Annotated in this window: 18 protein-coding genes; 13 read left to right on the top strand and 5 right to left on the bottom strand. The window is 65.6% G+C overall.

Annotation, left to right across the window (positions count from 1 at the left end):
• Positions 1–84: 84 nt before the first annotated feature.
• The 3 genes from ligA (at position 85) to ACL02S_RS13600 (ending at position 3,993) form a co-directional block, all read left to right on the top strand.
• The gene (gene ligA / locus ACL02S_RS13610; protein WP_412802731.1) at positions 85–2,199 is read left to right on the top strand and encodes an NAD-dependent DNA ligase LigA; all 2,115 of its coding nucleotides are present in this window, start codon (positions 85–87) and stop codon (positions 2,197–2,199) included.
• A gap of 67 nt (positions 2,200–2,266) precedes the next feature.
• Complete coding sequence (locus ACL02S_RS13605; RefSeq protein WP_412802730.1) at positions 2,267–2,962, top strand: SDR family NAD(P)-dependent oxidoreductase; 696 nt, start codon at positions 2,267–2,269, stop codon at positions 2,960–2,962.
• Positions 2,959–3,993: an S-adenosylmethionine:tRNA ribosyltransferase-isomerase gene (locus tag ACL02S_RS13600; protein WP_412802729.1), complete on the top strand. Its 1,035-nt coding sequence runs from the start codon at positions 2,959–2,961 to the stop codon at positions 3,991–3,993. Before ACL02S_RS13605 ends, ACL02S_RS13600 begins: the two co-directional genes overlap by 4 nt.
• A 277-nt stretch (positions 3,994–4,270) precedes the next feature.
• On the opposite strand, the gene ACL02S_RS13595 is transcribed toward ACL02S_RS13600, so the two are convergent.
• From ACL02S_RS13595 to ACL02S_RS13585, 3 genes are all read right to left on the bottom strand, one after another.
• Positions 4,271–5,554, bottom strand: a complete 1,284-nt coding sequence (locus tag ACL02S_RS13595; RefSeq protein WP_412802728.1) for an IPT/TIG domain-containing protein — start codon at positions 5,552–5,554, stop codon at positions 4,271–4,273.
• 267 nt (positions 5,555–5,821) lie between these two features.
• Positions 5,822–7,102 carry an IPT/TIG domain-containing protein gene (locus ACL02S_RS13590; RefSeq protein ID WP_412802727.1) on the bottom strand — a complete coding sequence of 427 codons (1,281 nt, stop codon included), beginning with the start codon at positions 7,100–7,102 and terminating at the stop codon, positions 5,822–5,824.
• A gap of 666 nt (positions 7,103–7,768) precedes the next feature.
• Complete coding sequence (locus tag ACL02S_RS13585; protein WP_412802726.1) at positions 7,769–8,896, bottom strand: helix-turn-helix domain-containing protein; 1,128 nt, start codon at positions 8,894–8,896, stop codon at positions 7,769–7,771.
• A 174-nt stretch (positions 8,897–9,070) separates the two neighbouring features.
• Between ACL02S_RS13585 and ACL02S_RS13580 the strand changes: the two genes are divergently transcribed.
• The 8 genes from ACL02S_RS13580 to ACL02S_RS13545 all read left to right on the top strand — a co-directional run bounded on the left by ACL02S_RS13580 (position 9,071) and on the right by ACL02S_RS13545 (position 16,582).
• Positions 9,071–9,865: an SDR family NAD(P)-dependent oxidoreductase gene (locus tag ACL02S_RS13580; RefSeq protein WP_412802725.1), complete on the top strand. Its 795-nt coding sequence runs from the start codon at positions 9,071–9,073 to the stop codon at positions 9,863–9,865.
• Positions 9,862–11,223 carry a flavin-containing monooxygenase gene (locus tag ACL02S_RS13575; protein WP_412802724.1) on the top strand — a complete coding sequence of 454 codons (1,362 nt, stop codon included), beginning with the start codon at positions 9,862–9,864 and terminating at the stop codon, positions 11,221–11,223. Before ACL02S_RS13580 ends, ACL02S_RS13575 begins: the two co-directional genes overlap by 4 nt.
• A complete protein-coding gene (locus ACL02S_RS13570) occupies positions 11,220–12,074 on the top strand; it encodes an SDR family NAD(P)-dependent oxidoreductase (protein ID WP_412802723.1) in 855 nt (284 codons plus the stop codon). The genes ACL02S_RS13575 and ACL02S_RS13570 overlap by 4 nt, the downstream gene beginning before the upstream one ends.
• Positions 12,071–13,441 (top strand): MFS transporter, encoded by a 1,371-nt coding sequence (locus tag ACL02S_RS13565; protein ID WP_412802722.1) that lies wholly within the window; start codon positions 12,071–12,073, stop codon positions 13,439–13,441. The genes ACL02S_RS13570 and ACL02S_RS13565 overlap by 4 nt, the downstream gene beginning before the upstream one ends.
• Positions 13,438–14,154 carry a TSUP family transporter gene (locus ACL02S_RS13560; protein WP_412802721.1) on the top strand — a complete coding sequence of 239 codons (717 nt, stop codon included), beginning with the start codon at positions 13,438–13,440 and terminating at the stop codon, positions 14,152–14,154. The genes ACL02S_RS13565 and ACL02S_RS13560 overlap by 4 nt, the downstream gene beginning before the upstream one ends.
• Positions 14,155–14,346: 192 nt before the next feature.
• Complete coding sequence (locus ACL02S_RS13555; RefSeq protein WP_412802720.1) at positions 14,347–15,591, top strand: AAA family ATPase; 1,245 nt, start codon at positions 14,347–14,349, stop codon at positions 15,589–15,591.
• A 20-nt stretch (positions 15,592–15,611) separates the two neighbouring features.
• A complete protein-coding gene (locus ACL02S_RS13550; RefSeq protein WP_412802719.1) occupies positions 15,612–15,953 on the top strand; it encodes a hypothetical protein in 342 nt (113 codons plus the stop codon).
• Positions 15,954–16,045: 92 nt separating this feature from the next.
• Positions 16,046–16,582 (top strand): GNAT family N-acetyltransferase, encoded by a 537-nt coding sequence (locus tag ACL02S_RS13545; RefSeq protein WP_412802718.1) that lies wholly within the window; start codon positions 16,046–16,048, stop codon positions 16,580–16,582.
• Positions 16,583–16,618: 36 nt separating this feature from the next.
• On the opposite strand, the gene ACL02S_RS13540 is transcribed toward ACL02S_RS13545, so the two are convergent.
• Positions 16,619–17,269, bottom strand: a complete 651-nt coding sequence (locus ACL02S_RS13540; protein ID WP_412802717.1) for an ACT domain-containing protein — start codon at positions 17,267–17,269, stop codon at positions 16,619–16,621.
• A 419-nt stretch (positions 17,270–17,688) separates the two neighbouring features.
• Here ACL02S_RS13540 and gatC point away from each other — a divergent pair, with 419 nt between their 5' ends.
• Together gatC and gatA are read left to right on the top strand one after the other, a co-directional pair.
• On the top strand, positions 17,689–17,988 hold the full coding sequence (gene gatC / locus ACL02S_RS13535; RefSeq protein WP_412802716.1) for an Asp-tRNA(Asn)/Glu-tRNA(Gln) amidotransferase subunit GatC: 300 nt from the start codon (positions 17,689–17,691) through the stop codon (positions 17,986–17,988).
• Between the two features lie 139 nt (positions 17,989–18,127).
• Positions 18,128–19,600 carry an Asp-tRNA(Asn)/Glu-tRNA(Gln) amidotransferase subunit GatA gene (gatA, locus tag ACL02S_RS13530; protein WP_412802715.1) on the top strand — a complete coding sequence of 491 codons (1,473 nt, stop codon included), beginning with the start codon at positions 18,128–18,130 and terminating at the stop codon, positions 19,598–19,600.
• Positions 19,601–19,686: 86 nt separating this feature from the next.
• Here gatA and ACL02S_RS13525 read toward each other — a convergent pair whose 3' ends face one another.
• Positions 19,687–20,631 carry an SDR family NAD(P)-dependent oxidoreductase gene (locus ACL02S_RS13525; protein ID WP_412802714.1) on the bottom strand — a complete coding sequence of 315 codons (945 nt, stop codon included), beginning with the start codon at positions 20,629–20,631 and terminating at the stop codon, positions 19,687–19,689.
• Positions 20,632–20,675: the final 44 nt, after the last annotated feature.

The following is a 20,675-nucleotide window of genomic DNA, read 5'->3' as shown; positions in this document are numbered from 1 at the left end:
GGCCAGGGATGGCCGCGCTCGCGGCTGGTACGACGCGCGGAGCGTGGACATGCGTTGTCGGTGCGCTCGGCTACTGTGCCAAGCGTGAGTGACAGCGACAATGCGGCGGCCCCGGCGACGCCGGAGCTGCGGGTGCAGTGGCAGCAGCTCGCCGACGAGGTGCGGGAGCATCAGTTCCGCTACTACGTGCGGGATGCGCCGATCATCTCCGACGGCGAGTTCGACGCGTTGTTGCGGCGGTTGCAGGCCATGGAGGAGGAGCATCCGGATCTGCGCACGCCAGATTCGCCGACCCAGCTCGTCGGCGGCGGGTTCGCGACCGATTTCACCGCGGTGGACCATCTGGAGCGGATGCTCTCGCTGGACAACGCGTTCGATATCGACGAGCTGCGGGCCTGGGCCGCGCGAGTGGAGGCGGAAACCGGGCCGGACCTGCACTATCTGTGTGAGGTGAAAATCGACGGCGTCGCGCTGAATCTGGTCTATCGGAACGGGCGTCTGGTCCGCGGCGCCACCCGCGGCGACGGACGCACCGGTGAGGATGTGACGCTCAACGCCCGCACCATCGACGATATCCCCGGCGAACTGACGCCGAGCGACGAATTCCCGATCCCGGAGCTGCTAGAGGTCCGCGGCGAGGTGTACTTCCGGCTGGAGGATTTCCAGACGCTCAACGCCGCCATCGTCGCGGAGGGAAAACCGCCGTATGCCAATCCACGCAATACCGCGGCGGGTTCTTTGCGGCAGAAGGATCCCGCGGTGACCGCGCGGCGCAGGCTGCGGATGATCTGCCACGGCTTCGGCCGCATCGAGGGATACGCTCCGACCGCGCAATACGAGGCATACCGGGCGCTCGCGGCCTGGGGGCTGCCGGTGTCCGAGCACACCACGCGGGTGCGTGGCATCGACGCGGTGATCGAGCGGGTCGCCTATTGGGGCGAGCACCGGCACGATATCGAACACGAGATCGACGGCCAGGTGATCAAGGTCGACGAGACCGCGTTGCAGCGCCGCCTCGGCGCCACCTCGCGCGCCCCGCGCTGGGCGATCGCCTACAAGTACCCGCCGGAAGAGGCGACGACCCGGCTGCTTGACATCCAGGTGAATGTCGGCCGTACCGGCCGGGTGACGCCGTTCGCGGTGATGGAACCGGTATCCATCGCCGGTTCCACCGTCGCGATGGCCACCCTGCACAATGCCGCCGAGGTCGAGCGCAAAGGCGTGCTGATCGGCGATACGGTCACCATCCGCAAGGCGGGGGATGTGATCCCAGAGGTACTCGGTCCGGTGGTGGACGCGCGCCCCTCCGATGCGCGCGAGTTCGTCATGCCGACGCACTGTCCGGAGTGCGGCACCGAGCTGCGGCCGGAGAAGGAGGGGGATGCCGATATCCGCTGCCCGAACCAGCAGTTCTGTCCGGCACAGTTGCGGGAACGGGTATTCCACGTGGCGGGCCGCGGCGCGTTCGATATCGAGGCGCTCGGCTACGAGGGTGCGATCGACCTGCTGAAATCCGGTGTGCTCACCGACGAGGGCGACCTGTTCGATCTCGATGAGGCGGCGCTGCTGACCACCTCGCTGTACGTGAACAAGGACGGCAGCCTTTCGGCCAATGGCAAGCGGCTGCTGGAGAACCTGGCCACCGTCAAGGACCGGCCACTGTGGCGGGTGCTGGTCGGCCTGTCCATCCGGCATGTCGGTCCCACCGCGGCGCGTGCGCTGGCCGCCGAGTTCGGCAGTCTGGACCGTATCCAGGAGGCATCGGTCGAGCAGCTGGCCGCCACGGATGGTGTCGGCCCGACCATCGCGGCCGCCGTCTCGGAATGGTTCACCGTCGATTGGCACCGTGCCGTGGTGGCGAAGTGGCGGGCCGCGGGGGTGCGGATGGTGGACGAACGCGATGCGTCCATCGAACGTCATCTCGCGGGCCTGTCCATCGTGGTGACCGGTTCACTGCAGGGCTTCACCCGCGATGGCGCCAAAGAGGCGATTCTGCTGCGTGGCGGTAAGGCCGCGGCCTCGGTATCGAAGAAAACCGCGTTCGTCGTAATCGGTGACGCACCGGGAAGCAAGGCCGCGAAGGCGGAAGAGCTCGGTGTGCCGATCCTCGACGAGGAGGGATTCCGGCGGCTGCTGGCGGGCGGGCCCGATGCGGTTACGCCGGATATGGCCGCGGCGGACGCCGAAGCCGAGGAGTGAACGGCATTGACCTGAAGATAAGTTGAGGTATGAGGATCGACTGATAGGCGACTGTCAGGAGGTCATCATGTCTCGTCCTATCGCTGTGATCACTGGTGCGTCGGCCGGATTCGGTGCGGCGCTCGCGCGTGCGCTGGCCGGACAAGGATGGCGGGTGCTCGGGACCGCGCGTCGGGCCGACCGGTTGGCACGGCTGGCTGCCGAACTCGGCCAGGCATTCCTCGCGATTCCCGGCGACGTCACCGACTCGGCCGATCGTGCGCGGCTGGCCGATTCGGTGCGCGGCGTGGGAGAACTCGCTCTGGTCGTGAACAACGCGAGCAGGCTCGGGCCGAGTCCGCTGCCGCGGCTGACGGACTACCCACTCGACGAGCTCGAGCAGGTGTTCCACACGAATGTTCTCGCACCACTGGCGATAGTGCAGTTCGCGCTACCGCTGTTGCGTCCTGGCGGCAGCGTGGTGAACATCAGCTCCGATGCCGCGCTGGAACCGTATCCGGGCTGGGGTGGATACGGTTCGTCGAAGGCCGCACTCGATCAGCTCACGGCGATCCTGGGTGCGGAGCATCCAGACCTTTCGATCTACGCGTTCGATCCCGGCGATATGCGAACCGATATGCATCAGGCGGCGTTTCCCGGCGTCGACATCTCCGACCGGCCGGAGCCGGAGACGGTGGTACCGGCCTTACTGCGGCTGCTGGCGGAGAAACCGAGCAGTGGCCGTTACACCGCAGCGGATTTCACGGTCGGACAGATGTCATGACGGTGCAACTCGATCACCTGGCTTTCGTCCTGCCGCCGGAGCGCAACGCCGTCGCCCCGCCCGAGGCACGTGGGCTGGCACGCGATGAGGTCCGGTTGCTCGTGGCAGGCCGGGAACCTGCTCATCTCCGGTTCCGGGAACTGCCGGGTCTGTTGCGGCCGGGAGATCTGGTGGTAGTGAACAATTCGGCGATGATGTCCGCGGCGGTCGACGCCACGCTGGACGGCGAGCCTGTTGTGCTGCATTTCTCCACCTGGCTCGATGATGGCCGTTGGGTCGTTGAGGTTCGTACCCCGGAGCGCATGCCTTATCCAGCGGAAAGGCTCGTGGCGGAAACCGTGCTGCGGTTGCCGGGCGCGGTGGCGACACTGCGGACTCCGTGGTTGCCGGGAGGCAGGAGGCTCTGGACGGCCGATATCACTACCGAGGTGCCCCGATTGCTGGCCGAGTATGGGCGTCCGATCACGTATTCCTATGTGTCGCAGCGCTGGTCGTCCTCTTACTATGCGACAGTGTTCGGCCGGATATCGGGGAGCGCGGAAATGCCGAGTGCGGCAAGGCCGTTTACTGAGCACCTGGCGTTGGATCTGATCGCCGCTGGTGTCGCCATCGCGCCGATCACCCTGCATACGGGGGTGTCCTCACCGGAAGCTGGGGAGCCCCCGGGGCGAGAGCGGTTCGCCGTCCCCGCTTCGACGGCGCGACTGGTGAACGTCACGAAAGCCGCCGGTAACCGCGTCATCGCGGTTGGGACGACGGTGACACGGGCGCTGGAGTCCGCCGCGGACCCGTCCGGTCTGGTTCATGCGGTCCATGGTTGGACCGATCTCGTCTTGGGCGCGGGCCGACCGACTCGTGTGGTAGACGGGTTGATTACCGGGTGGCACGCGCCCGGTGCGTCACATCTGGATCTCCTGGTCGCGGTGGCGGGGGAGGAAACTGTTGCCACGGCATATGCCGCCGCGATGGACAACGGTTATCTGTGGCACGAGTTCGGTGACAGCGCTTTGCTTCTTCGCGCGATTGGGTAGCTAAGCAGGCCGCGACAGTAGCGCTCGATGTGTCTGTGCTGTCGAATCATCCGTTTCTCTACTCACCGAGATGGGTAAGGCCGGAGCCTGCCTGCCGCACAGTGACATCGGCAATACCGTCGGATAGCGTCAGAACGGGGCGCTCGACTGCGCTGGCCCGCGACGATAGCCGGCAGTGCTTTCGCGCGGACGAATGGTGTTGCTGTCCACGTAGGCCCGGCAATTGCCCATGAGGAATACCCGATCGTGCCACGCAGTTCGGTGGTCGGGTCGAGGCTCATGTCGTGATACCCCATGCGCTGTCGGTGGGGCTGGTGGCGATCAGGGTAGGGGTGGCGGTGCCGGTGATCGGCGCCGACACCACCTGACCGGGGACGATGTTGTTGGTGATGAACAGGGTGCTGCCGGAGGCGGTGATCCCGATAGGGGATGACAGGCCGGTCACCAGGGTGGTCGGCGTGCCGCCGGTGGCCGGTACCCTCAACACCTGACCGGCCGATTGCTCGCAGATGTAGAGGAAGTCACCGACTCGGATGAGACCTCTGGGATCGTTCAGGCCGGATGCCAGCAGGGTTGGTGTGCCACCGGTTTGCGGTACCGAATACACACTGCCGGGGCTGGTGTCGGAGGTGAAGAACAGCAGGCCACCGTAGGTGTAGGGCAGGGGGTTGCTGGTGCCGTCCAGTAGTGCCTGGACGGTGACGTCGACGGTGCCGGTGCCGGGTGGGGCGATGGCGTTGATCTGGGTGTCGGAGACGATGGTGTACGTGGTTGCCGTGGTGCCGAAGCGCACGGTCAACGGGCCTGCGCTTGCGAATCCGCTGCCGAAGATCTCTACCGTGTTGCCACCGGCCGGTGGACCGAAATTGGGGTTGAGCGAGGTGAGTACCGGCGCCGCTATCAGGGCGTTCACGAACGGTGCGACTGCCGGTTGGGTCGGCGCACCGTCGGTGATACCGAATGTGACGCCGGTGGCGAGGGTGGCGATCACGGTGGGGGTGGCGGTGCCGGTGATCGGCGCCGACAGCACCTGAGCGGTGCCCCGATTGGCGATGAACAGGGTGCTCCCGGATGCGGTGATATCCGTAGAGAGAAACAGACCGGTCACCAGGGTGGTCGGCGTGCCACCGGTCACCGGCACTCTCGACACCTGACTGGGTACGATCTGGCTGATGTAGAGGAAGTCACCGACCCGGATGAGACCCGCGGCATTGGGCATGCCGGTCGCCAACAGGGTTGGTGTGCCGCCGGTTTGCGGTACCGAATACACCCTGGAGAAGCCATCGGTGAAGTACAGTAGGCCGGTGCCGCCGTAGGTGTAGAGCAGTGCATTGCTGGTGCCGTTGAGAAGGGCGGCGACGGTGACCTCGACGGTGCCGGTGCCGGGTGGGGCGATGGCGTCGATCTGGGTGTCGGAGACGATGGTGAAGGTGGTTGCCGTGGTGCCGAAGCGCACGGTCAACGGGCCTACGCCGGAGAATCCGCTGCCGACGATCTGTACCGTGTTGCCACCTGCCGGTGGACCGGAACTGGGGTCGATCGAGGTGAGTACAGGCGCCATCAGGGGGAGCCTCCGAACGGGCGAGAGTTGTTTCCCTGCAACGGATGTCGGGGTGGTTGCGGGACCGGTGTATCCAGTAACCCACTGCTGGTGGCGGTTTCGCAACGCTTCCCTTGTCGCGGTTCTACAACAATGCATGGTCCGGTCCTCCGGCCCGGTATCGGTAGGTGACTGTCCGATCCTGAGAGGTGAAAGTGCTTTTTCGGCAACCGGTATCGTGGTTCGGACGGTGCGTAACCGGATGCTACGGAGGCAGGGATTCGCTGCTCACGTCGTGATGCCGAATACGGAGGTGGGGCTGGTGGCGAGCACGGTGGGGGTGGCGGTGCCGGTGATCGGCGCCGAGACCACCTGACTGGTACCGGCGTTGGTGATGAACAGGGTGCTTCCGGAGGTGGTGATATCCGTAGGAGCGAACAGGCCGGTCACCAAGGGTGTCGGCGTGCCACCGGTGACCGGCACCGTCGACACCTGAGCGGCCCCGGTCTCGCAGAGGTAGAGGAGGTTACCGACCCGCAGGAGACCTTCGCCATTACTCAGACCGGTCGTCAGCTGGGTCAGTGTGCCACCGGTTTGCGGCACCGAGAATACACTCCCGTTGCTCAGGATGGAATTGGTGAAGAACAGCAGTCCGGAGCCGCCGTAAGTGTAGGGCAGGGGATTGCTGGTGCCGTGCAGCAGGGCGGTGACAGTGACTTCGACGGTGCCGGTGCCGGGTGGGGCGATGGCGTCGATCTGGCTGTCGGAGATGATCGTGAACGTGGTCGCCGTCGCCCCGAAGCGCACGGTCAACGGCCCGGACCCGGTGAACCCGCTGCCGACGATCTCCACCGTGTTGCCGCCGGATTCGGGACCGAAACTCGGGTTGAGCGAGGTGAGTGTGGGTGCGGCGAGGAGGCCGGCGGCGAACGACCCGCCCCCCGGCTGGGTCGGCGACCCATCGGTGACCCAGCGTACGCCGGTGGGGCTGGTGGCGACCACGGTGGCGGTGCCGGTGATCGGCGCTGACACCACCTGACCAGTGTTCAGATCGGCGATGAACAGGGTGCTGCCGGAGACGGTGATACCTCTGGGGGTCGATAGGCCGGTAACCAGCGGGGTCGGTGTGCCACCGGTGACCGGCACCGTCGATACCTGATTGGCTCCCTGCTCGCAGATGTAGAGGAGGCCGCCGACTCGGACGAGACCTGTGGGAACGCTCAGACCGGACGCCAGCAGGTTTGGTATGCCACCAGTTTGCGGCACCGAATACACATTACCGATAGGGGAGAAGCCATCGGTGAAGAACAGCAGGCCACCGTAGGTGTAGGGCAGTGCGTTGCTGGTGCCGTTCAGCAGGGCGGTGACGGTGACATCGACGGTGCCGGTGCCGGGTGGGACGATGGCGTTGATCTGAGTGTCGGAGACGATGGTGAAGGTGGTTGCCGTCGTACCGAAGCGCACGGTCAACGGGCCTACGCCGGAGAATCCGCTGCCGACGATCTGTACCGTGTTGCCGCCTGCCGGTGGACCGGAACTGGGGTCGAGTGAGGTGAGCACAGGCGCCATCAGGGGAGTCTCCGAACGGGCGAGAGTGGTTTTCCTGCAACGGATGTCGTGGTGGTTGCGGGAATGGTGTATCCAGTAAGCCACTGGCGGTGGCGGTTGCGCAACGAATCCCTTGTCGCGGTTGCGCAACGAATCCCGGTCCGGTTTCCGACCTAGTCCTGGGAGGTGACAGTGCTTGTCCAGCAACGTGTATCAAGGTCTGGACTGTGTATGACCGGATGCCAGGAGACTAGGTTGTTGCTCGAGTGGTAATGCCGGATGTGGATGGCTTGGTTACCGGCTGGCATGCGCCTGAGCTCCACGTAGCCGTGCTGCCACCGTGACCACACCGGGTTGCCTTGCCCATGGTATCGCTGTGGCCCTGCTAGGGCTGTGTGGCGGCGCTCCGAGAGGATGTCGATCGTTGCCGCACAGTGCAGCGGTCGAGGCCGCAGAGTTCAGCGGTCGGGTCGGCCATTCAATTGGTGACACCGAAGGTGCCGGTGGGGCTGGTGGCGATCACGGTGGGGGCGCGGTGCCGGTGATCGGCGCCGAAACCACCTGACTGGTAACCGCGTTGGCGATGAACAAGGTGCTCCCTGAGATGGTGGTACCCGCAGGGAACGACGGACCGGTCACCAGGGAGGTCGGCGTGCCGCCGCTGGCCTGACAGTGTGTCCGCGTGTATCAGACCGCCCAGGCCAGCCACGCACGGCACAGCCACCACGCCGTTATGGCTCCGAATGTGGTCTGCGGGTCCAATCCGGTGACCTCCGTGAAGCGCTGCACTCGGTTGCGCACCGTATTGGCATGTACGAAAAGCGATTTGGCTGCCGCATCGGTGTCCCGGTCCGCTTCCAGCCACGCACATACTCCGCGCACGACGGGTTCGGCGTTCGCCCCGAGCTTGGTCAGCGCCTGTCCGTGCCGGTCCAGCAGCGCCGCCGCCAGGTCGGCACGATCGGCCAGTGCCGCGGGTACGACGACCTGCGCGATGTGGATAGTGCCCAGCTGCCCGGTTGTCTCCGCGGCGGTCAGTGCGGCTGCCGCGAACCGGTGAATTGTGGCGAGCTCCTCGGGCTCTGCGGGGCCGGCCACTCCGATCGCCACCCCGGATGCGGCCGCCCGCGGCGCTTGGTCGAGGACGCCGACCAGGAATTCGTCCACCGGCGCTATCATCGCCGCACCACCGGCCCCGGACACCCGCTCCAGGTCCGCAGTGGAGACGCTACCCACCCGCGCCACCGTCACCCATAGCCCGCCCGAAACCCGTAAGCCCGCCTCGGCCGCGGCCAGCCCGGCCGCGGAACCGCCCGCCAGCAGGCGGCGCAGGATCACCGCGTTGCGTTCGCTCGCCCCGTGCCGCTGCCCTGCCAGCGCCGCGCGATGAGCCGCTATCAGCCTGGTCCGCACCGCTTCGGCCCAGTCCTCGTACAGTTCCCGTGCGTCGAGGAGCAGTTCCGGGTGAATCCCGTTGGCCCCGGCTACTTCTCGGGCACGCGACCAGATTGCCCGCTCCGCGACGTGAATGGCCCGCAGCACCGCCTCGATGGGTACGCCCTGGCTCGCGCGGGTCACCGCCAGTTCCTCGACGAACGACAGCTCGGCTTCCACCGGCCCGCGTCGGGCGGCCAGCGCCCGGGTCGCCGCGGCCAGCAGCGCCCTGGTGTGACCGGCGATATCGGCGCGGGTGAGTGGCGCGACTTCCCGTACGGTCGCACGCACGCCCTGAACGGCGGTGGACAGCAGGTCGTCCTCACCGACGACCTGCTCGATGAGATCGACCATGACGGTCCAGTCGTCGCGCGAGTTCATCCGACCATAGTGCCCGGAGGTTGTGGCACACCACAACGGCAGTGCCCAAAGGGGTGACCGACGCCATGTTCAGTGGCGAATTCCGCTCCTATGGTTGGGGAGCAATACAACAACCAGTGCACCTCCGGCCGAATCGACCGATCCGCGACCGCGAGCGCGACGACAGGACCGAGTATGACAAAAGTCGCCGTGATCACCGGCGCCGCAGGCGGCATCGGCCAGGCAATGCTGCGGAGGTTCGCCCAGGCGGGCTACACCGTGGCAGGACTGGACCTTCCACCCATCTGTCCACCCGACGACCAGCGCTTCCTCGGCTGCGATATCACCGACGAAGCGCAGGTGCGTAGCGCCTTCGAGCGCGTGATCGCCACGCACGGCCGCATCGATGTGCTCGTCAACAATGCGGGGATCTCGGCGATCGGGGCGCTGATGGACCACGATGTGGCGACTTATCGGCGGGTGATGGAGGTCAACTACATCGGCGCACTGGTGTGCACCAGGGCCGCATTGCCCGCGCTGGCCGCGGCCAGCGGGCGGATTGTGGTCACGAGCTCGGTCGCCGGGTTCGCGCCCGTCCTCGGCAGGCCTGCCTATGTCGGAGCCAAGCACGCCGTGACCGGACTGTTCACCGCCTTGCGGTGCGAGCTTGCTCCGCAAGGCATATCGGTAACCATGGTGCATCCGACATTCGTCGTTGGCGGAATGGGTGAGGTCGGCCGGAGCCAAGGGGTCCAGCGGTCGACCACCGGCCAGGAGATCACGCCCGATGATGTAGCGGAGTTGGTTGTGAAGGCAGTGCTCGACGGGCGCGACCTCGTGCTGCCCGGACGGACCGCGAAGCTCGCCTGGTGGGCCAACCGCATCTCACCGCGCGGTTATGCCTGGGTGATGACCCGCAGACTCGGGCGTAATCCTCTTCCCGTCCCGCCCATCTCGCCGACCATTCGACCCGAGGAGACGACTCGATGAATCCCCCCTGCCGCGTTGCGGTGATCGGCGCCGGTGCGGCCGGCCTCGCTACCACCAAATCTCTGCTCGAGGTCGGCGTCGATGCCGTGACTTACGAAAAAGGTGACCGTCCTGGCGGTTTATGGGCAAGGGACAACAGCAGCGGCTTATCCCCTGCGTACGCGTCGTTGCATCTGAACACCAGCAAAGCCCGCACCCAGTTCGCCGACTTCCCGATGCCCGCCGCATGGCCCGACTATCCCTCGGCCGACCATATCGCCGGGTACCTCGGTGATTACGCGGACCGGTTCGGTCTGAACGAGCACATCCGATTCGACAGCACCATCACCTCGGTCGACCGAGCCGATCCCGGGCAACCATGGGTGGTATGCACCGAATCGGGGGAAACCGACGAATTCGATGCCGTTGTGGTCGCCAACGGCCACAACTGGGACCCTCGTCGCCCCGAGCCGGGCTATCCGGGAACCTTCGCCGGTACGCAGCTGCACGCACATGAGTACCGCAGCGCCGAGGTCTTCCGGGACCGGCGTGTCCTCGTCGTCGGCATGGGCAACTCCGCCATGGACATCGCCGTCGACGCCTCCTACGTCGCACGCGGCCCGGTACTGCTTTCGGCCAGGCACGGAGTGCATATCGTCCCCAAGTACCTGTTCGGCAGGCCGTCGGACCAGACGGCAGGCCTGCTCGCGGCGCTGCCATGGCGGGTACGCCAAGTGGTCGCCGAGACGATGCTTCGACTCGCGGTCGGCACACCACAGAGCTACGGTCTGCCCGCACCGAGCGGCGGTCTGCTCCAGAACCATCCGACCATCAGCGACACAATTCTGCATCGGCTCACCCATGGTGAAGTGGTGGCACGCCCTGGCATCGAACGCCTCGACGGTGATCGGGTCTACTTCACCGATAGTCGTTCCGACCTGGTCGATGTGATTGTTTGGGCCACTGGCTACCGCGTGTCCATGCCGTTCTTGTCCACCCGCTGGATCGGGCAGAATGCCGAGCAGTTGCCGCTGTACAAACGCGTTTTCCACCTCGAAGATCCGAGTCTGGCATTCGTCGGGTTGATGCAATCGACGGGCGCGGCGCTGCCGGTGGTGGAAGCCCAGGCGAAATTGGCCGCGGCCTTCTTCTCCGGCCGCTTCGCACTTCCTGCCCCCGCGCAACAACGTCGAACGGTCGCCGCCGATCTGAGTGCAGCCATCGAGCGGTGGGGTGATAATCGGCGCCCGCATATGCGCATCGACTTCGACCGATATCTGGCAGATATGGCGCGGGAACTCCGAACCGGGCATACCAGGGGTCCGTATCCGACCGCCGTATTCTTCACCAGCTCTCGCCGCGAGGAGGCCTCCGCGTGAACATCCGTTCATTCCGTGCGACCATGTCGAGCGACCTCTCTGACGCGCGCGGGTTGCGCGTCCTGATCACCGGTGCCTCCGGCACTTTCGGCCGGGCGCTCACCGCTCGCCTGACCGCGCTCGGCGCAGAGGTGATCGGCCTGGACGTCGCATCGGACCCCACCTCCCCTGACACGGTCCTCATGTGCGATATCACCGATGACGCCAGCGTCGAATCCGCCGTGTCCACTGCCATTTCCCGCCTCGGCGGTCTCGATCTGCTGATCAACAATGCCGGAGTCGGCGGCCCGGCACCCGCCGAACTGTCGCCAGGGGCCGAGGTGCGCCGCCAGCTGGATATCAACCTGCTCGGGGCCTGGCGTGTCACCGCGGCATGCGTCGATGCCCTGGTGCAGTCGCGTGGGCGCGTCATCATGCTCTGCTCGCGTATGGCAGTGATGCAGTTGCCTTTGGCCGCGGCATACGGCGCGTCGAAACGTGCGCTGGTGGCCTACGCCGACGCGTTGCGCTTGGAAATCGGCTCCCATGTCGCGGTGACCTGTGTCTACCCTTCCGCGGTACGCAGCCCCATTCACGATTCGACTGCCTCCGCCGGTCTTTCGCTGGAAGGAATGAGCAGGTACGAGCCGCTGGATGGCGTTGTCGATACGGTGGTGCGCGCGGCATTGGGTCCGGTGCGCCGTGATATGACCACCACGCGCAGGGGCGCTATCGAGTTCTTCCTGTCCAGGCATCTGCCGTGGCTCACCGATCGCATCATCGCGAGGACGTTCGCCCGCCGCGTTCGTTCCGGCGATTTCAACGGCATCGAACTCGCGGCCGGTGTTGTGCGACGGCAGACGACCACATGAACACCGTGCACAAGTCCGCGGCCGTCGGTTCGCCGGAACAATCCGACAGCTCGTCATCCGCCCGAACCGGTGATCTGCTGATCTATTCGACCGGCTCGATCGGTATGGGGATCTGGGTCACCGTCCCGGGACTGCTGCTGCTGTACTTCCTTACCCACACCCTCGGCGTTTCCCCGCTGCTCGCGGGTCTGACCCTGCTGCTTCCCAAGATCGCCGACGTGCTGATCCACCCGTTGTTCGGGAACAGGTCGGACCGGCAGGCGCGCCGCGCTGGTCACCGACGTGGCATGCTCAGCTGGGGACTGCCGCTCGCCCTCGCCATGTTCGCGATGTTCACTGTGCCGCAGGGGCTCTCCGGAGTGACCGCGGCGCTGTGGGTGGGCGGCTGGCTGATCGCGGGCAATCTCCTGTTCGCAGCCTTCCAGGTGCCGTATCTGACTACGCCGTCCGATCTGCGGATCGGATACCACGAGCGCACTCGGGTATTCATGTTCCGGATGCTGATGCTCACTCTGGGCTTGCTCGGCGCCGGTGTCGCGGCACCAGCCCTGGTCTCCGCGGGTGGCCGGGCGGATTACGCTCGCATGGCTCTGATCCTGTCGGCCGTGCTGTTCGTCACTTGCCTGATCGGGCTGATCGGCGTGCGGCGTCTCACCGCGTACTGCGGTTTCCGTGTTCCAGGTGAGGTCAGGCATACCGGTTCGAGTGATATCCGGGAAACATTGCGGGACAAAAAATTCCGCATGCTCGTACTGTCCTATCTACTTACCGGGACGACGACGCATCTATTCTTGGCGGCGGTCCCCTTCTTCGCCGAATACGTGATGCACGACAGCGGTCTCACCGTGGCATTCATGGCGGGATTCCTCGGCCCGGCCTTGTTCGCAGGCCCCGCATGGCTGTTGCTGTCGAGGCGAATCGGCAAACAGCGGGGATTGCTCCTGGCGCAAGGCATTTTCATCGTCGGCTCGTTCGCGATGTTGCCGAGTAGCACGGTAGCCCCTGCCGTGAGCGTGGTCGTGGTGGTGGCTCTCGGAATCGCTTTCGCCGGACTGCAACTGCTCGCATTCTCTATGGTGCCGGACGTGGTGGCCGCCGCGGAAGCCCGCGGTGCGGCACGGGCAGGTTCGTATACCGGCGTGTGGACGGCAACCGACGCGTTCAGTTCGGCGCTTGGCCCGTACGCCTACTCCGCCGTCCTCGCTATCGGCGGATTCATCGCGGTCACCGGAGGAAACACGGTCGTGCAGCCGGATTCGGCGCATACGGCGATCCTGCTCGGTTTCACCGTATTACCGATGCTGCTCATGGTGGCGGCTTTCCTGTTCCAGCGTCGATATGTTCTCCACGGGGCCGATACGGAGTGACCGGTACCGTTCTGTCCGGCGCGCACGTTCTCGCGCTCGTCGGCATACTGTTCGGCGCTATCGCCCAGTCCGCGACCGGTATGGGTTTCTCATTGGTGGCTGCGCCGCTGCTCGTTCTCTATCTGGGTCCGCGGACGGGTGTCGCCGCGGTGGTAGTTCTCGCGGCTCTGTCCTCGGTCGCCCCGTTGCTGCGCGATGGGCGTCATGCTCGGCCGTCCGAGGTCGGCCGGATACTGGTGCCGATGCTGTTGTGCACCCCTGTTATCGCTGTGCTGCTGCGCGGTATCGATACTCGCCCGCTGGCCGTGATCGCGGGCTGTGGCGTCATCGTATCGGTGGGGGTGCTGGCGAGTGGGGTCCGCTGGCATTGGCTCCGCCATCCGGTGGGGGCGATCGCCACCGGCGGCGCCAGCGCCCTGCTCAATGTCGTGGGTGGCGTCGGAGGACCACCGGTCGGCCTCTATGCCGCCAACGCCGAATGGGAGCCCGCCAGGGCACGTGCCAATCTGCACTGCATCTTTCTCCTGCAGAACCTTGTCACGGCGGCGATCCTCGGTATCCGGTTTCCCGGATACACCGAACTGGCTGTACTCGCCGCGGGCACGGGACTCGGGATGCTGCTGGCCCCCCGCGTGCCTGCCGCTCGATTGCGGCAGGTGGTGCTCGGCGTATCGCTGCTCGGCGGTATCACCCTCGTCGGCAGTATCGGGTGAACCTCGTACGGCGACATCATCGAGATTCCCGAATCGTCGAGATCTCCGAATTATCGAGACCTCCGACAGAGTCGATGACCAGCCGCGCATCCGGCGCTGCTGCCATCGGTGTCGGCGGCAGTACCAGGCCCGGACGCGGTTAGCGCCGGGGCTGGTGTCGCAGCCTCGGAGCGCAGCCGGAAGTATGGCGGCATGCTGCGCAGTTTTCGGGTGACCAATCACAGATCGCTGGCCGACGAACAAGAGTTGCGGCTCACCAAGGGAAGCGGGCCGGTGGCCGTGCCGGTGACCGCCATCCATGGTGGCGCCGCGGTGGGCAAGACGAACCTGATCGATGCGCTCGGACAGATGCGCGATGCGGTGGTGCATTCGGTCACCGGGTGGGATCCGTATGCGGGACCGGTGCGGGCGCCGCATCTCGGATTCCCGGATCAGCCCTCGGAGTTCGTGGCGGCGTTCGTCGCCGAAGGTGTGCCATACACCTACGGATTCCGGCTGAGCAACGCGGATGTGACGGCCGAATGGCTGCATACCCACCCACGCTCACGTAAGCGAATCGTGTTCGAGCGCAGTGGAGAGCAGATCAAGATCGGCCCGATGTTCGAGGCGGCCCGTTACGGAATCGCGGCGCTGGTACCGCTGGTCCGGCCGAACGCGCTGCTGCTCAGCCTCGCCGGGCAGCTGTACTCGGATGCGCTCGTACCCGCGTACCGGTGGTTTCAATCGATGCTGGAGGTGCAGTACGGGAGCATCGAGCCCACCGCTGTCGCCCATCGGCTGGGTGGGCATCTGTCCAGGTCTCCGGAGAACGCGGCCCGGCTGCTGATGTTGTTGCGCAGCGCCGATCTCGGTATTACCGACCTGCTCATCGCCGAGAACGATCCGATGTACGCCGACTATCTGCGCGAATTGGACGCCGATATCGCCGGTCTCGCCGAACAGATGGATCGGTGTGCCGCCTCCGGCGACTACGCCGACCAGTTGCTGCGTGAGCACGGTCTCACCGGTGTATTGCTCGAGCGTGAGCTGACCAACCTGAAAGCAGCGCGCGACGCCTTGTACGAGCGGATGGTGACCCGGCGCGGGGTCGGCCTGAGCCTGGTGCACGAGGGCATCACCAACCCGTTCGAGATCGGCGACGAGTCTTCCGCCACGCTCGCCCTGTTGCGGGTGTTGCCAGCCATGCTCGACGCGTTGGATTCGGGCCGGGTCCTGGTCATCGACGATATCGGCGCGTGTATGCCTGTCGAAGAGACCGATCGGCTGATCCAGCTGTTCCAGAATCCGGAGACCAATCACCGTGGCGCCCAGTTGATCTTCACCACCGACAACCGGGCCCTGATCGATCGGGGCAATGGTCGCTCGCAACGTACCCGCACCTCGGTATGGCAGATTCGCCGCACCGACAAGGGCAACAGCGAGCTCATGCCGGTGTAGTGCGGACCTAGCATGAGGGCATGCTGGAGTTCGCCTCGTTGATAATCCTGACCACGGTGCTGGTGTCGCTGATCGTGCTCGTCGTCCGTGACCGGCAGGGCCGCGGGGGCCGTTCGGGCTTTCGGGTGCCGAACCCGGAACAGGGGACGCTGTACGTCACCGGTGTGAGCCCACGGCCGGATGCCGTCGGTGAGCAGTATGTGACCATCACCGGCGAGCTCACCGGCCCTTCGGTGCCGAGCACGGTCGTGTACGGCCGTATGGTCTGGGATACCGGTTCTTGGCCGGAGCGCGGGGATCTCTTCACTGTGGTCTATCCCGCGGGTAAACCGGAACGCTGGCAGCTCTACCGGCCCAGTTGAACAGAGATCGGCCGGTCGTTCGGTGCGCACTGACGTCGATAGGGGTCGAAGGTGAGCGAGCCGATGCGATCGCCGATGGCATTATGCAGGGTATGCGTGTGCACGACCCCGTGGTCGTCCGGGCGGCTCGGCCCGAGGAGTACGACGAGATAGGCGACCTGACCGTGCAGGTCTACATCGGTGGGGGCTATGTGTCTGCCCACAGTCCGTATGTGGGTGAGTTGGCCGCTACCGCTCGCCGTGCGGTGGCAGGTCGGATCCTTGTCGCCACCTATGCCGACCGGATCGTCGGCTCCCTCACCGTCGCGCCTCCGGGCACTCCCTATGCGGAGATCGCGTTACCGGGCGAACTCGAATTCCGCATGTTGGCCGTCGCGAAATCGGCACGCGGTCTCGGTGCCGGAACAGCATTGGTGCGCACGGTGATCGATATGGCCCGAATGGAAGGATTCGCCGCTGTCGCGCTCACCACCATGCCCGCCATGGCGGATGCTCGGCGGATCTATCACCGCTTCGGTTTCCTTCCGGTCCCGAGCCGGTACTGGCACACCGAATCGGGGGAACAGCTGCATGTTCTGCGGCTACCGCTGGATAAGGAGGGCGGTGACGTTACGGGCTCAGCGCCGTAGCCGAAGCCGGCTGTCGCGAGCGGTCCGAGACCGGAATCAGATGAGCACGGTCGCGATTATCCCCGCGAGGTAACCGAGCCTGGCCACCTCGGAGGGCCGGAAATCGGGGCCGCCGGGCCGCCCGAGCAACAGCACCTTGCCGGTGTTACCGAGTGGGGCGGCGGCCAGCCTGGTGTCCATATCACGCCAGATCTTCGGTACCCAGTCGGCTTCGGGATCGAGCGTGGTCGGCTTCTCCAATGGCATCCATGGTGCCGACCCCGCCTGTGTCTGCGGTGCTCCGGGGCTTCCGACCACTCGGTAGGTGCCGTGTGGGCCGATGTCGACAATCGTGCTCCAGCCGACCCGCAGCACCCGTGGCACACCGTCGACCAGCACTTGTAACCGGTCGTCGTGGGCGCTGGCCACGTGGTCGATGAGCTCGAGTTCGCGGTGGGTGTCCAGTACCCCGGAATAGGGACGGATCGAATCGACGAGTACGTCACCGATGGATTCGGCGGCGGTGATCAAAGTGTCGGGCAGCGCGCCGGAAGGTACTTCGACGACCAGATCATCGACGGCGTAGCCCGCGCCGCGCTCGACCACATCCAAGGAGAGGATGTCGGCGCCGACGGAACCGAGTGCGAGGGCGAGAGCCCCGAGGCTTCCTGGTCGATCCGGAAGCTGCACGCGGAGTAGATACGACACGTGCGTTCCTTTCCTTGAGCGACCGAGGTCCTCAACGTATACCCGGGTAGAGCAATCTTTACACCCTCGACGGCCGGTTATCGAGTCGAGGCCTGTCCAGTGACATGGGGCACATCGATGATGTGCGGACAAGTGGCGGACCGGACAGTTCGGAACAGATGCGACGATCCGGACACTGTGATCCAGGAAATGTGTGATCCGGAAATGATTTCCGGACGGGTTGCCAGGCGCCGGTTCGGTCCGACCGCGCGGGTTACCGGACGAAGCACGGGTGCCGGAGGACGGGGCGCTGTCGGTAGCTAGGCTATGTGATTGTCGCGTACGCGATTGTCGTGTTGCGTGATCGTCGTGTGCGCCGCCATCCGTCGCGAGCGGAGTCGGTGTGAACTGTTGAAATCGAAGCCGAAAGGGGTTACGCGGTGCCCGCCATCTCCCGTGACGAGGTCGCGCACCTCGCCAGGCTGTCCCGGCTCGCGCTGTCCGATGCCGAACTGGATCATTTCGCCGGACAGCTGGATTCGATCCTGAGCCATGTGCAGACCATTTCCGAGGTCGCCGCCGCCGATGTCCCGGCAACGGCTTCGCCGAATCCGGTGAACAACGTGACCAGGCCCGACGAGGTCGTGCCGTGCCTGACTCCGCAGGAGGCGTTGTCCGGCGCACCCGCCGTAGAGGAACAGCGATTCATGGTCCCGCAGATCCTCGGGGAGGCCGAATGACGGACAATCGCGCAGCCGGTTGTTCGGCCGATGGGGTGCGGGGACTCCCGCATGGCACGGGAGGCCGAATGACGGACAATCGCGCAGCGGTCGTTGGGCCGATGGGGTGCGGGGACTCCCGCATGACACAGGAGGGTGCATGACCGATCTGACCACACTGTCGGCGGCCGAGCTGGCAGGCAAGATCCACGGCGGTGAGCTGTCCTCGGTAGAGGTCACCCAGGCGCATCTGGATCGGATCGCCGCGGTCGACGGTGAATACCACGCTTTCCTGCATGTCGCGCAGGAGCAGGCACTGGCGGCCGCGGCCGAGGTGGATTCCGCTCTCGCCTCCGGTGCCGAGCCCGCTTCGCCGCTGGCCGGGGTCCCATTGGCACTCAAGGACGTATTCACTACTACGGATATGCCGACCACCTGCGCGTCGAAGATCCTCGATGGTTGGATGTCGCCGTACGACGCGACAGTCACCACACGGCTGCGTGCGGCGGGTATCCCGATTCTCGGTAAGACCAACATGGACGAGTTCGCCATGGGGTCCTCCACCGAGAACTCCGCTTATGGTCCGACTCGTAATCCATGGGACACCACCCGTATTCCGGGAGGCTCCGGTGGCGGTTCCGCGGCCGCGCTGGCCTCGTATCAGGCGCCGCTGGCGATCGGTACCGACACCGGTGGATCGATCCGTCAGCCTGCCGCCGTCACCGCGACCGTCGGGACCAAGCCGACCTATGGCACGGTGTCGCGTTTCGGCCTGGTCGCCTGCGCATCGTCGCTGGACCAGGGTGGTCCGTGCGGTCGGACAGTATTGGACACCGCGCTGCTGCACGAGGTGATCGCCGGATACGACGCCCACGATTCGACCTCGCGTGATGTCGCGGTGCCGCAGGTGGTTGCCGCCGCGCGTGCTGGAGCCGGGGGGGATCTGCGTGGTGTGAAAGTCGGTGTGGTCAAGGAGTTGCATTCCGACAGCTACCAGCCGGGTGTGCTCGCCTCTTTCGATGCCGCGGTCGCGGTGCTGAAGGATCTCGGCGCCGAGGTGGTCGAAGTATCGTGTCCGCACTTCGAATACGCGCTGGCGTCCTACTACCTGGTGCTGCCGTCGGAGGTGTCGTCGAATCTGGCGCGATTCGATGCCATGCGCTACGGATTGCGTGTCGCCGACGACGGTCTGCACAGTGCGGAGCAGGTCATGGCAGCCACCCGTGCGGCCGGATTCGGCCCTGAGGTCAAGCGGCGCATCATGATCGGCACCTATGCGCTGTCGGCGGGTTATTACGATGCGTACTACGGCCAGGCGCTCAAGGTGCGCACGCTCATCGCCCGCGATTTCGACAACGCCTATGAGCAGGTCGATGTGCTGGTCTCGCCGACGAGCCCGTTCACGCCGTGGAAGCTCGGCGAGAAGGTCGACGACCCGCTGGCGATGTATCTGTCGGATTTGTGCACTCTGCCCACCAATCTGGCCGGGCACCCGGCAATGTCGGTTCCATCCGGTCTGAGCGAAGACGACGGTATGCCTGTCGGTCTGCAGATCATGGCTCCCGCGTTCGCCGACGACCGGCTCTACCGGGTGGGTGCCGCGTATGAGGCCGCCCGCGGCGCGATCGTCTGATCGGGCCGCTCCACGCAGAGTCGCTTGTTTCTTCGGTCCCTCGGTGCGGGTGGTGAGGAGTGAGCGGCTCTGCGGGGCAGCGTGGGTTATGCGGGCCAGGTGAATTCAGGGTCGGTCGCGTAGTCCTTGCGGCGTTGGTCCAGTGCGATGGCGACCATCTGGTGGGCGCCGGGCCCGATGATCTTGCGTAACGGTGGGTTCGGCATATTCACGAGTGCGAGCAAGCCCGCGGCGCCGACTTCCGGGGACGCTTCGATCCACTCGGGTTCGGCGTCTTCGTGCTCAGCGGATCCGTCGGGTGCATTCCCCGGCTCGGAGCCGGGTGCGCTCGACGCCGTGGCGGTAGTCGTGCAGTCGGTGGAGGTCGTGTGCTCGGCGGGTGTTTCCTCGGCCTGCGGGAGCGGATAGTCCGGTGTGCCGAGGATAGTGGTGCGCAGGTCCGTGTAGGCCGGGATACCGGTGGCGAACCGCATACTGGATTTGGCCCAGTCGGTGTCGAAGCTGCCCATCTGGGCGAGAGTGACCCGGATGCCGAAGGGGCGTAGCTCATCGGCAAGGGAGGCGCTGAAACCTTCCAGCGCCCACTTGCTCGCATTATAGATACCGAACAGGGGCAGGCTGCCTACCGCGCCGACCGTTGAGACCTGCACGATATGGCCGTGGCCTTGTGTACGCAGGTGTGGCACCGCTGCTCGGGACATCCACAGGGCGCCATAGAAGTTGGTTTCCATTTGATCGCGGATTTGGGATTCGGTCAGTTCCTCGACGGCGCCGACCAGGCCGTAGCCCGCATTGTTCACGATCACGTCGATGGTGCCCATGAGCGTGAACGCTCTGTTCACTGTGGCGATCACGGCCTCGTGATCGCGAACGTCCAAGGGCAGCACGGTCAGGCGGTCCTGGGCGAGTTCGGCCATGGACTCCGGGTTCCTGGTTGTCGCGACCACGCGGTCGCCCACGGCGAGCGCGGCCATGGTGAACGCTCGGCCTAGTCCGCGGTTGGCGCCGGTGATGAACCAGGTTCTGGTCATGGCGAGTCCTTTCGTAACGAGACGATCTGTCTCGTTTGCAACGA

This window comes from Nocardia spongicola (genome assembly GCF_047200775.1).
Taxonomy (GTDB): Bacteria; Actinomycetota; Actinomycetes; order Mycobacteriales; family Mycobacteriaceae; genus Nocardia.
This window is presented reverse-complemented; position numbering and strand designations above follow the sequence as displayed.

Bases quoted from the DNA above. Each gene is read 5' to 3' on its own strand.
- ACL02S_RS13575 (WP_412802724.1), top strand. From the start codon at position 9,862: ATGAATCCCCCCTGCCGCGTTGCGGTGATCGGCGCCGGTGCGGCCGGC.
- gatA (WP_412802715.1), top strand. From the start codon at position 18,128: ATGACCGATCTGACCACACTGTCGGCGGCCGAGCTGGCAGGCAAGATC.
- ACL02S_RS13525 (WP_412802714.1), bottom strand. From the start codon at position 20,631: ATGACCAGAACCTGGTTCATCACCGGCGCCAACCGCGGACTAGGCCGA.
- ACL02S_RS13555 (WP_412802720.1), top strand. From the start codon at position 14,347: ATGCTGCGCAGTTTTCGGGTGACCAATCACAGATCGCTGGCCGACGAA.
- ACL02S_RS13585 (WP_412802726.1), bottom strand. From the start codon at position 8,896: ATGAACTCGCGCGACGACTGGACCGTCATGGTCGATCTCATCGAGCAG.
- ACL02S_RS13545 (WP_412802718.1), top strand. From the start codon at position 16,046: ATGCGTGTGCACGACCCCGTGGTCGTCCGGGCGGCTCGGCCCGAGGAG.
- ACL02S_RS13590 (WP_412802727.1), bottom strand. From the start codon at position 7,102: ATGGCGCCTGTGCTCACCTCACTCGACCCCAGTTCCGGTCCACCGGCA.
- ACL02S_RS13605 (WP_412802730.1), top strand. From the start codon at position 2,267: ATGTCTCGTCCTATCGCTGTGATCACTGGTGCGTCGGCCGGATTCGGT.
- ACL02S_RS13565 (WP_412802722.1), top strand. From the start codon at position 12,071: ATGAACACCGTGCACAAGTCCGCGGCCGTCGGTTCGCCGGAACAATCC.
- ACL02S_RS13600 (WP_412802729.1), top strand. From the start codon at position 2,959: ATGACGGTGCAACTCGATCACCTGGCTTTCGTCCTGCCGCCGGAGCGC.
- ACL02S_RS13550 (WP_412802719.1), top strand. From the start codon at position 15,612: ATGCTGGAGTTCGCCTCGTTGATAATCCTGACCACGGTGCTGGTGTCG.
- ACL02S_RS13580 (WP_412802725.1), top strand. From the start codon at position 9,071: ATGACAAAAGTCGCCGTGATCACCGGCGCCGCAGGCGGCATCGGCCAG.
- ACL02S_RS13595 (WP_412802728.1), bottom strand. From the start codon at position 5,554: ATGGCGCCTGTACTCACCTCGATCGACCCCAGTTCCGGTCCACCGGCA.